Here is a 12,781-nt window from a genome sequence, read left to right on the forward strand (position 1 = left end):
CAAAAAAGCGGCGCCGGATCGATTGCCTCCGGCGCCGCTTTCTTCCACATCAGGTCAACGGTTCATTCCCTCATCACCAGTCCTGCCGCAGCTTGCGCTTTTCCGCTTCAGTCAGGCGCGACATCAGTTCCGGCTTGATCTCGTCGCCGTGTCCGGCGATCTGCACAAAACTGTTCTGGTCGTAACCTGGCTTGACGCCGTTTGACGAGGTCGGCGATGCGGCATCGCCGACGCCGCCGTCATTGCCGAAACCGAGTACCCGCACCGTGAAGATGGACGGCAATGCCTGGCGTGCTTCATTGCGGGCGCGCTGCACCGTGTCTTGCGCCGCCGCAGCTGCGGAACTGGCCGCCGCACTCGCGTTGCTCAGTGCGCCGACATTGACCGCCGCAACCGTCGGTATCCCAGCCGCTTCGCCCTTGACCTGGATGTTGGTCGCATTGACCACCTCCAGTGCGAAGATGTTGATGTTGCCCGAGACGCGGATACCCGCTTCGCCCGCGTCGATCTTGCCCAGGGGCGCGATCAGGTCGACGTCGCCGGCCTTGGCCTCCGGCACCGGACTGAGCGTGGCGATGCCTGCGCCCGAACTCGGCGCCTGCGGCGACAGCGCGGTGTTGCCCCACTGGTCGTAGACGCGTTTGGGCGGCGTGTACAGTACCGTGGTCTTGGAACCGCGGCCGGCGTTGATGTCGCCCTGCTCCGACCAGGCGAAGATATCGCCGCCGAACGTCGTCATCACGCGCGAAAGACCAAGCAACAGGCTCTTCTCGCTGAACAGCTGGATATTGCCCTGGCCTTGCGTCACCACGCCTGCGCTTGCCTGCGGCGCCTCGCCCTGAACGCCGACGACGATTTGCCCGCCCGGCGCCATCATCTGGATGTCGCCGCCGAAGTTGGTGTGCACGCCGGCGTTGCCGAACATCGTGATGTCGCCACTGCGGCGAATCTCATTGCTGGCGGCATCGCGATCCGGGAATAGCGTGGCGATCATGTCGCGGCTGCGCAGGAAGGAACCATAGCGGCGGCTTTCCTGATTGTTGTACTCGCGACCGCCTTCGCGCAGTTCGGCGTAGTACACGGACCGCAGGAAGACGCGTTGCTGCTCAGGCGCCAGCGCATTGAAGTACGCCAGCGCGTCGGCTTGATTGCCCTGGAAGCCGTAGCGATCCTTGAGCCAGACACCGAGTTCAGCGTTATATGTCTTTACGACCTTGCCCGACTGACTGGCCAATGCCGTGTTGGCGTCGGCCAGATTGGCCGGATTCAGGTAGCGCTTCGCAATCGCGGAGAAATCCAGCCCGCCCGCACCCATGCCCGCCATCATTGCGATGTCGGCGCCGGGACGGCTGTCGCCCTGCACCAATGCCCCGATACTGACGATGCTGGCCTTGCCTTCCTGCAGCAGATTGCGTCCGGCCGATACTTCCAGCGTGCCGGGACCGGCAACCTGAAGATTGGCGTACAGGATGTCGCGGCCGGCTTGCACCAACGAGATGTCGGTGCTGTTGTTGTGCACGAACAGACCGTTGGCATTGACGATGTCGCGTCCCGCCAGCACACGCGCTGCCGTAGCCGAGCGATACCAGACCGGGATGGTGCGTTCGGTATAAGGAGTATACGTCTGCACGTTACCGTTGCTCAGCCCCACCACGTCGCCGTTGACGGCGTAGAACAACGCCGCCGAGGGATCGCCAAGATGCAACGCGGTGGAGCCGATCGTATCGGGCCCGAACGCGAAGAGCGGGAAGCTGTTGGCAGCGCCCAGACTAGGCTTGCCACTGTAGCCGCCATCCTGGCTGAGCGTCCCGTTCAGACTGAGGTTGGACGATCCGGCAATCAGGGCGCCATTCGCGGCAAAGCCGGCAAACGCGGGATTGAACGGCGTCGGCAGCGGCGCATCGGAGCCCGACATGCTGATTGGATATGCACCGCCGAACAGCGAGTTACCCGCCAGGAACTCCAGTGCGCCCTTGGCTGAGGGCGCCAGCACCAGCGACTTCGTCGTCGGCGTGCTGTTCGATACCGGTGCGGCGGAGTAACCGTAATAGATGCTGCCGGTGGCCGCCGTCGCACGCAGAATCGAGGGGTAGACCACCACGATGTCGCCAGGGTTGCTGTTGCCGATCGAAGAACCCTGGTTGGCGACATCGGTGCCGGGCGTCAGATTGCCGCCAGCCGCGAACAGATTGACGGCCGTGCGCGGCGTCCACAATGAGAACCAGCTCTGGCCGCCGCCGGCATAGCGGTTGCCTGCCGCGGTGAAAGCCGTTGTGTTGGTGCTGAACACGCGACCGGGGTCGGCGGCGGTCGCCAGCACCAGGTCGCCCAGCGTGTCGAGATAGACTGCCGAGTCGCCCGGCATCAGCGTCAGGCCGCTGCCGCTAAGAGCGATGGTTGAGGTAAATGCATCAATGGAACGGGTGTCTGCCGCATCGCCGTCCGCCCCCGCCACCTGCGCTTGCAATTGGCGGTAACGCGGCTGAATGCCGCCGATGGCGCCGGCCGTCAGCGAGGTCATTCCGCGCAGATTGATCAGCGCGCCGTTGATGTCCTGATTCTGTATGCTGGCGCCGCTGTTGCCGTATTGCGAAACAGAGGTGTTGGCGTTCACCGCGCCGCCGACACGAATGCGCAGATCGCCGCCGCCGGTCAGCGTCAGCGTGCCATCCGCCCCGACCCGGCCGGTGCTGCCGACCGCAGCCACCAGCGCCTGGCTGCGTGGCGACGCCACCCCGGTCACGTCCCCGCGGCGCGTCAGGATGCCTGCATTGCCTCCGGCATCAATGCTCAGATTGCCTCCGCCCAGTGTACCGAATCCGGTAAAGCCGACCAGATACGGATCGGTCGAGTCCACATCGATGGACGGCACGTAAGCGCCGAAATTGATCCACCACGCGGTCGGGATGGCCTCCGTACCGCTGGCGGTGCTGCCTGTGCCCTGGCGCCACAGCCAGTTGCCGACGCTGGCGCTTGGAGTCTGCGAACGTTTGACTCCTTTGAACGCGCCCCAGGTGTCGCCGGTCACATCGCCGCCGACATTCACGCTCAGGTTGCCGCCCTGCTCCGGATACCAGGCCTGATAGCTTGCCAGCGCGTCGCTGTAATCTCCCGCAGGAATACCAATCGGGCTGCCGTTCTTGAGACTGCGCGGCTGGTTGTACGGATCGGCGCCGCCACCGTTGGTCAATGCCGCCGAGCGCGTTCCTGCAGTGTAGACGCCGAACGGCGACTGCATGAGCAAGTCGCGCGCCGCGTTGATACCCAGGTCGGCGCTGCCGGTGCGGATGACGCTGAACATCGGCGACTGCACGGTGTAAGCCGTGACGTCCTTGACCGGATTGATGAACTGGGAACATGAATTGGGGCTATAGCTGCAATAGTCCATGAATAAAGGGTCTACCGGTTGCCCCACTACGAAACTCGGATCCCACTTCGTGCCGTCAACGCCCCATACATAGCTGATGCGCTTGGGATCGATCGCACACAATCCTCCTCCTGCAGGATCGCAAACTCCAAGGTCGATATACAGTTGATCAACCGGGGCGCCGGGCTCCAAACCACTATCCGCAGCAGCGTCCGACCAGACCAGTCCGGTGCCGCCGAGACTGACTTCGACCTTGGTCATGGCATGCGTATCGGCCAGCACAACCGATCCCTTGGAGGTCGGTAGCACGGCGCGGCGATCCGCCGAGCCGAGATCGGCGCCGGCAGTCAGCTGCAATCCCCAACTGCTCGAACCCTGACCCAGCATCGGCGCCACCGCCCAGTTCCGGCCTTGCACGCCGCCGTTTGCCGGGCGCAGGCTGACCGGCTCATCGTTGAGCAGTTCCACCTTCGTCATCGCGGGAATCAGGGCGCCGCGCGCCAGCGCAACGCTGCTGCTGGCGGTCATGTCGACCGGCAGCGCCACGCCTTTGGGCCAGGTCAGTGCGGCGACATCGGCGTCGCTGCGCAGCACATTGCCAGCGCCCAGTTTCATACCGCTGCTGAGGACGACATTGCTGCCCAGTACCGTTCCGGCCGCCAACGCGACGCTGCCGTCGGCGTTGTAGACGTTGGCGCCCAGCACCGTGCCGGCCGCCAGCGTATGGCTGCCGTTGAGCGTAACGTCCACCGGTAGTACGGTGCCGCCAGGCAGGATGGCGCCGGCGACAGGTACGTCGTAGTTGAGGGTGGCATTCTTCGGGAACAAGGTGCCGGCTTCCAGCACGATGCCATCGACCGGGATCACGATATCGCCGCCGAACGGCGTCTCGCCTCTGCCCGCGGCGTTACGGCCTTCGGTCAGATACCAGCCCTTGTCGTCGGGTGTCGCAGGCGGCGGCGCAAAGCCGTCGTTGATGCTGCCGTAGACATTGATGTTGCCGCCGGCGCGCAATACCAGCACGCCGGGTTCGCCGTAGCCACGCAGATTCGGATCGAGACGGTTGGCGCCCGGCCCGTAGCGATAGCCGGACAGATCCAGGTCGCCCGCTACTGTCAGGTCGCCGCCGGGGTTGGTGATCTTGTTGCTGACGATTTCCACGCCCGGGCGCAGATGATAGCTTCCCAGTCCTGCCAGGCGACCGGCCAGATTGGTGTTCGCCAGTGCTGCGTTGATGTAAGCCTGGCTGTCGACGTCGATGCCGTCCAGGTAGGCTTGCGTCACCAGTTGCGGCGTATTGCCGGAGATATCCGGCAACGGCGCCAGCGGCGCGTCGTCGTAGCTGCGGAAGGCATTGACGGCAATGGTCTTGGCGCCGTTGATGAGCGGCGCACCGTTGACGGTGACAGCGACATCATTGGCGCCGGCGCCCGCGCCGCCTGCACTGCCGCCCAGGCGCGGCGCATTCAGGCTGAACGTGCCGCGCGCCGCACCATCGTTGCCTTGCGCGGTTGCGGTGCCGGCGCGCAGATCGACCGCGGCATTGGCGCCCAATGTGAGCATGCCGGCTTGGGTGGTCAGGTCGACGATGGCGCGGTTGGCACTGTCGATGATCTTGCCGTAGCTGTCCACCCGCAAGCCGGTGGCATGGGCGTCCAGCACGCCGTTGACGGTCAGGTCGTCCCTTGCCGACAGCCGGATGGCGCCGACCTGGAATCCGCTGGCGTCGATGCGGCCGTTGACGGTCAGTTTGCCGCCATCGACGGTCACTTCCACCTGGCGCGCCTTGACCTCGTCGCCGATGACCAGGTCGCCCTGCTTGATCTGGAAGCGGCGCGCGCCGAACACGTCGCCGCTGTTGAGCCGGGCGTTGAGTCCGGCGAAATCGTTGAGCGTCTGCGCGCGTACGGTCACTTCCGCCGCGTCGTAAGGCACGATGGTGCCGCCGGCGTCGTAGCGTCCGCTCGCCGCGCCGCGGATGCTGCCGGCCAGATCGACGTGGCCCGCCACCGCGCCCAGCGCGGTGGCCTTCAAGGTGCCGCCGCGATTGTTTTGCGCCGAGAGATCGATGATCGATCCGGCGCCCTGCACGATATTTCCGTTAGTGCTGTTGAGCAGCAGGTCACCGCCCCAGCTATAGCGGGTCTGTTCAAAGAACCTGATGGCGCGTCCTGACAGATCGATGTGCGCATCAGCGCCCAGCGTCAGGTCGTCGGCGGCGTTCAGCGACAGCTTGCCCGAATGCAGGGCAACGGCGGTATTGACGCTGATGCTGCGGCCGTTCAGCTGCAGTTCGGCACCGAGCGCATCGTTATTGGCCGCCGTGGAAACACCCGTCGGCGCCGACAGCGCGATGGCGCCGCCGGCGGTGACGCGATTGACCGAGCCGGCCTCACCCGTGACCATCGGCGCGACGATGTTGAGGTCGCCGCCAGTGTATTGATAACCCTGGCCGGCAACATAAGCACCCTGCTGGTGATAGACCTTCAGCGTGCCGGTGCCGTTGGCGGTGACGCGCTCGCCGGCGTTGAAATTGACCGCTCCGAATCCCAGCGCCAGGCGATCGGCGGAGACGCCCGCCAGCGGTTGCGAGTTCGGTCCGTTGCCGAACACGATGCGCTGTGCCGAAATATTCAGCGTGCCGTCACCCAGCAGGCTGCCGATGGCTGCGCCCGGCAGGTCCGGCGTGTACTGTCCGGAGCCGTTGCCGGTGCCGGTGACGACCTGCGACGACGTGGAGCCGGTCCAGACGAATTCTTCCGTGAGGATGTTGGCCTTGTCCGTCGCGGAACCATAGCCATAGATCGCCGGCGTACCGACCACCAGACGCTGGATCGAGGACTTGCCGCTGACCGGATTGCGTGTATCCAGATCAACCGATCCGTACATGTTGACCGACTCGCGCACGTTGAATATCAGCGACTCGACCGCCGGCACGCCGACGCCGGCATTGCCGGCCAGCAGACGATTGAGCACGCCCTGATTGAGCGACAAGCCCGCCGGCAGCATGCCGTTGGCCGCGGCGTTGCCGAGCGCGGCATCGCTGCCCATGTTCAGCGATGACACCGCAAGCAAGAGATTCCTGCTGCCGTAGCGTGCGTTCTCGGCTATCGTCAGCGCCTTGTTGGTGGCGATCGCCAGCGTGCCTTCGCTGTACAAGGCCGCGGCGCCGCTGCAGGCGCCGCCGTTGCATGCGCCGACATCAATGGCGCCGCCGCTCGATCCGGGCACGTTGGTCGGCAACAGATTGATCCAGCCGTTGGACAACCCGAGGACGCTGGCCGCTCCTGCGGAAAACACCACGCCGTTGCTGGAGTCGTAAGCGGCTGCACCACGGCCCAGCGTGCTGACGGACGCGCCTTGTTCGACGGTGATGCCGCCGGATGCACTGCCCGTTACCATGAACACTTCCGGAGCGCTCAACTGCGCCCCGCTGCGCACGACAAGACTGGCGGCGTCGCCCTTGAAGGTGGCGAAATTATCGCCATACTGCAGCTCCAGCGATCCGCCCAGGATCATGCGTGCCGGGTTGAAGGAATTCAGGTCCGATGCGTACAGGGACGCGCCGGTGAAGCCGGCCGAAGGCATCGCGCCGTCCGCCAGTACTTCCAGGTTGTAAGCCTTGGCGCTCAGCGTGCCGCCGAAGCCGCCGCTACCTGCCTTCGGATTGAACAATGCGGTGCCGTCGAATTGCAGCATGCGTACGCCGGGCTTGAGACGTACATAGCCGAAGTCCAGCACCAGGCCGCGGGCGTCGTCGCTGACCTCGCCGCGCATGCCGCCGCGCCGCGCCGCATCGGCGACGACAAAGGCGTTGTAGTCGGTTTCGTTGTAAGTGGATTGCTTGCGCACCGCGTCGGCAGGCGTCAGCACCAGTTGATTCGGCAGCGATGAACGTATTGCAGTATTTGCTACGCCGAGATAACCCGACGCGACATAGGAGCCGTTGCCGGTCGCGACGACACCGCCTCCCGGCGTGAGCGCGGTGCCCACTTCGACCCGGAATGCCCCCGGCAGCAGCGCATACGTCGATGGCATCAGCGTATAGGTACCGGCTTTCAGACCTGCGACATCGCTGTCGATGGTGATCTGCCGGCCGATCATCGGATCGGCGGCGCCGGCCTCGGCCGCTACCGGCGCATAGGTAGCGCCTGAACCCGGCACGATGGCATAGACGGCGTTGCCGGACTTGCTGAAGCCCGAAGTTGGATTGGCGTTGACCAGCGGCGTGCGGAGGATGTCAACGGAACCGCCGCGGCCGCTGATGAAACCGGCTCCGGTCAGTTCGCCGCCACCCGACAGGTCAAGCACCGAACCGCCGTGGCCGACAACACTGTCGGCGCTCATTGTGATGCCGCTGGTGCCCAGGGCCCGCAAGGCAATCGGTTTGCCTGCATAGTCATACGTCACGCCGTCGATGGTGCCGCCATACGGCATGAAAAGACCGGCACCGCTGACCGAGGTCAGACTGCCGGGCAACAAGTCGACCAGGCTCGCATGTGCGGTGGAAGCGCCGCGGCCGTCCGTGCCCAGCGTGATGCTGCCCAGCGGTGCGCGCACGACACCGCCCTGGCGCACAGTGTCGGCGCCCAGCATCAGCGAACCGAATACCGAGAACGGCGCCGCCGCATTGGTGCCGCCATAGCGCCGGATATCGAGCACACGGCCCGTGTCATAACCCGCCATGATCTGTGCGCTGGCGTTGGTGGCCGGATAAATCTGCGCCGCCGTGATACGCATGTTGCCGGTCGTCGCCAACTCAGTCGTGAGGCTACCCGACAAACCGAGTCCGGCGGTACCGCCGAGCAGGCGCAGATCGCCACGGCTGACCAGATCGACCGTATCGAAGCCGCGCTGATCGACGTCGACCAGGCTGTTGTTCTGTTGCCGTATCTGTCCGTGCGCGCCAAATCCGACACGATCCCGGACATCGATCAGATCCGCCGTCGCCGTGAACACGGCGTCGCTGGAACGTGTCGAGGCGCCGTTGCGCCAGGTCACGCCGTACATCACCTCAAAATCTTTGGCGGTGCGTGTGGCCGCACCCAGGCGCAAATAGGACGACGCCAGTCTTACCTGCGAGTTGGCCGCCGCGGTCTCCGCCAATCCGTAGCTGCCGGCATACAAGCGCATGCTTTGCGACGTCGTCAGATTGACGTCGCCGGCAAAACTCAGCGCGCCGTCGACCAGCAGCGACAGATTGCCGAACCCGCCATTGACCACTTGATCGACGCCGAGCCGTCCCGTCCCATAGACCAGCGCCGGATCGGTCTGGCCCGGCTGCAATGTCGGCGACAAGCCGCTGCCCTGCTGTGTTTGCGAAAAAATGAATTCGCGCTGGGCGCGCACGGCGTCGTCCGGCGGAGCATTGCTTGCGAACGCAAGTCTCTCCAACGCAATCGCCAGGGTACCGCCTGCCGCACCGGCGCCGCCTGCACGAGCGCGCAAGGTGCCGTCGAGATACAGGCTATGCGCCGATTTGAGAATGATGCTGCCGCCGTTGCTGGCGACATTGACCTGATTCATTTTTCCCGCTGCCGGGAAATCCAGTACGGCGCTGCTTCCCGACGCGTCCAGCAATGCGCCGGAACGAATGATCACGGCGATATCGGATGCATTGGCTTCGCCTTTGCCTTCCCAGTCCAGCGTGCCGCCGATGGCAATCGTGCCGCCGTCGCGCACCGTGCCGTAACGTCGTCCGTTCGCCGCCGTCGCGGTGACCGCGCGCGCCGCGACGTCGAGCACGGCGCTGTCGCCGATCCAGATCGAGCGCTGATGCGCGTGCTGCGAGGTGCTTTGCAGGCTGGTGGCCAACGGCGAATCGATGCCGATGGCGATATTGCCGCCCCATGCATTGAGACGTCCATCCACCACGATATTGCTCATGCCGCCGCCAAGCAGGCTGATCGAACGGCCGGGGTCAACAGAGATCACTGCACCGGCGCCGATGGCGATGTCGCCGCCTTCATTGGGACGCCGTTGCGACCGCAACGTCAGGTCGGCGCCTGCGCGTTGCACGATGCGCTGATTGAGTACGTCATCCTGCTGCTGCGGCGGCGTCCACACAGTCAGCAACGCACCGGCTTGATCGCTGCCGCTGAAACGATAGACCGGCATCGCGACATCCAGCTGCGCGCCCGCCGCGACCGCCAGACCCTGATGGCCGTTGATGTCGATACTGGAAAAACCGGATTGCAGGCGTGACGCATCGATGTTCAGCGCAGCCGGCGTCAGCGCCGGATCGCCTCCGATCACAACGGCATTGCCTGTCTCGATCTTGAACGCGCCGCCGCCGCTGACGCCGTAAGCGCGAACTTCGCCGTCCAGCCGGAGCGCCCCGCCATTGCTGGCGCCTGATGCGGCAGAATCGGCAATCAGCGATACATTGCCGCCCTTTCCGCCTTTTTGTTTTCCTTTGACCAGGATGGCCGCACCCGAAGAAACATCAATCACGCTGCCGCGTTCGATGCTGACGTCGTTGGCGGATTCCAGCGCCACCGAACCGCCGTCGACGTAAGCCGACGTATTGCCATCGCTTGTCACAGCGCTGCTCTGACGGCCGCGCAGGTCCAGCGTGGCGCCATCACGCAGCGCAATCAGCGAAGCGCCGCCCTGCGTCAATACCTGTGTGGTCGAACCGGCAACCCCCGACAAGAACAGGTTGCCCGCGCGCAGGCTACCGCCATGGATGGCGACGTCGGCACGGATGTCGATGTTGGCGCCGGTCAGGTTCAATTGGCCGCCGTCGGCCAGCGTCAACGCGCGGTCGATCACGATGGCGCCGCGCGTGCCGAGATCCAGTCCGCCCAGCGCCTGTGCGCTCAGCTGTTTGCTATCGAGCCAGACGGTGCCGTTGCGCGCGGGATCGAGGGCATCGCCGGCGCCCATGCCCAACGTGGTCTGCGCGATTTCACCGATGCGCACGTCGGTATTGAACAGATCGGTCCTGCCGATCGCCGAATAGTTTCCCAACGCCAGCAGCGCCGCACGCGCGGCGCTCGACTGCGACAGCTTGTAGCCGTCGCTTGTGGCGACTGACCGCACCGCGGTTTGCTGGGGACCGTTGTAGACATCGGCAACGATATTGCCTTCGATGACGGCCGTGGGCGCATTGATGATCAGCCGGCCGGCATCACGGCCGACGGTATAACCGTTCTGCAACAGCCGCTGCGGGCCGATCAGCGGATTGTAGTAATACGCGGTGGCGTTCTTTCCCCAGCGTACGTGTTCGTCCTCAAAACCCTTGTAGACACCGGTGTACATCATGTTCGCCGAAGCCGTACTGGCGTTGTACAACTGGCCGTCGGCGCCCTTGAGCCAGCTCTGGTTGAGGTAGCCGGTCTGGACATTGAGCGTGCCGCCCGACAGGTTAACGCTGGAGCCCGCCTGCGTGATGACTTCGGCGCCGCCGAGCATGATCGAACCGCCCTGCGCCGCCCACTCTCCGGCACGATGTCCCTGGTTGCCGAGATAGCCGCCGACCTCCAGCAAACCGCCGGCCGTATACCAGCGGTCCGACGCATAGCCGCCCGTCCCTGCGGGAACATAAATCAGCTGACGCGTATCGATCCACAGATTGCCGTTGAGCAGGCTACCGAGGTCGCGGTTCCCCGGCGCATCGCGCAATTCGTTGCCTTGTACATTGATCTTGATGTTGTTGACGTCCATCGCCAGGTTGACGCCCACCGTGCCGGAAACGTCAAGCGTCGCCTTGTCGGCGACGAAGCTACGTTTGACGGCGCTCACGGCGATCTGGCCGCCGGTGGCCAGTGTGGTCGAACCGCCCTGGAACTCGACGTCACCGCCGCTGACGATTTCGATGCGCGACTGATCGCGGCGATCGGAGAGTTTCGCCAGATTGTCGAAGCGCCCGGCGACGCTATTCGCGCGCAGAATATCCTGCGCTGCGGACTCGCTGATCAAGGCGTCGCGCTGGCTGTTGAGCGCGGTCGTCACGCCGTCGTCCTCGATCACAATGGCGGTGGTTGCGCCGGCGCCGAGCGTGACCTTGCCCTGCGCATCGCCGGCGGAATTGAGCAGGTGGATGGTGCCGCGCGTATTGACGGTGGTGCTGGCGACGGCCACGCCGTTCTGCTGCACGTCGCGTCCCGCCAGGGTGACGTCGCCTTCGCGGGCGACAATCAGTCCGCTGTTGCTGACCTTGCCGGCGCTGCTGCCTTGGTTGAACTGTGGGGCAATCTCGTTGCCGCGCGTGGTCGAGATGGTATTGCCGTCGGTGCCGACACCCTTGCGGATGATGAAGCTGTCGCCCGCAGCGAGTTCGGCCTGGCCGCGATTGGTGGTGATCTGGCCGGCATTGCTGACCTCAGTACCGAGCAGCAGCACGTAGCCGCCGCCTTGCGTGACTGAGCCCGGATTTCTGGTGGCGATCTGCGCGCCGGCCTCGACGATCAATTTGCCGTTGGCGTCCGTGAAACTGGCGGTGGTCTGATTGGCGCCGTACAGCCCCGTGGTGAACTGGCTGTCGCTGATGTTGGCCGCTGCCGCCACCAGGTTGCGCGTATCGATCTGGCTGCTGCCGCTGAAAATGATGCCGTTGCGATTGACGACCATCACCGTACCGTCGCCCTTGATCTGCCCTTGAATCTGGCTGGGACGCGCCAGCGGATCGTTGACGCGATTCAGTACCGCCCAATGCGGCAGCTGCAGGAAACTCAGGATGGTGTTCTTGCCGACGTTGAAGGTTTCCCAGTTCAGGATCGCCTTCTCGGCGGTCTGCTGGATCACGACCGAGGTCTTGCCGTCAGCCGTGGTCTGCGTCGGCGCGGTGGCATTAAGCCAGCCTTTGGTAAGGCTGTCGGTGTCGACTTTCAGACCACCATCCACCAAGCCGTCGGGCACGCCGGCGCCGTTCGTCGCCGCCAATCGCGCGGCCTGCTGTGCAGCTTGCTGGGCGGCGATGCCGCGTGCAATGAGCGTCAGGTTATTGAGGGAAGTCTGGAGCTGCTGGTTGGCCTTCTGTTGCTGCAAGGCCGGATTGGTGAGCGACGACGCCGGCATGCCGTTGGGAAGATAGCCGGTGCTGGCTGCCGTGCTTTGCGCTGCGCCCTTGGCGGCAAACCACGCGCTGCTGAAAGCCTGCTGCGCATGCGCGCTGTGCCACGCGCCGGTAGCAATGATCAAGGCCACTGCATGGGCCAGCGGTGCAGGATGAAAGTATCGTCGGTTGTTGCGTGTAGCGATACGTGCGTGCGCGCTGCGGCTGCGTGTATTCATGTTGAGTCCCGTAGATGGCTGAATCGTTCCCCGAGCAGCCATCCGCCCAAACGGCCGGCTGCGTCCGATAAAGTTTGCCGGTTGCGTTCTGCGGCATTTCTGCTGCATCGCAACCTGTCTCTACAAGGACGACGACCGGTTCTCAAAACCCCCAACTATTTTTCTCTGCGCACCGGC

At 64.6% G+C, this 12,781-nt stretch carries 1 protein-coding gene; it reads right to left on the bottom strand.

All coding sequences use genetic code 11. The features are described 5' to 3' along the window. Nucleotides 1–73: 73 nt before the first annotated feature. Nucleotides 74–12,604 (bottom strand): filamentous hemagglutinin family protein, encoded by a 12,531-nt coding sequence (locus DXT88_RS12195; protein WP_265213730.1) that lies wholly within the window; start codon nt 12,602–12,604, stop codon nt 74–76. Nucleotides 12,605–12,781: the final 177 nt, after the last annotated feature.

The sequence above is a fragment of the Herbaspirillum lusitanum genome, from assembly GCF_026127345.1.
GTDB classification, from domain to species: Bacteria; Pseudomonadota; Gammaproteobacteria; order Burkholderiales; family Burkholderiaceae_D; genus Herbaspirillum; species Herbaspirillum lusitanum.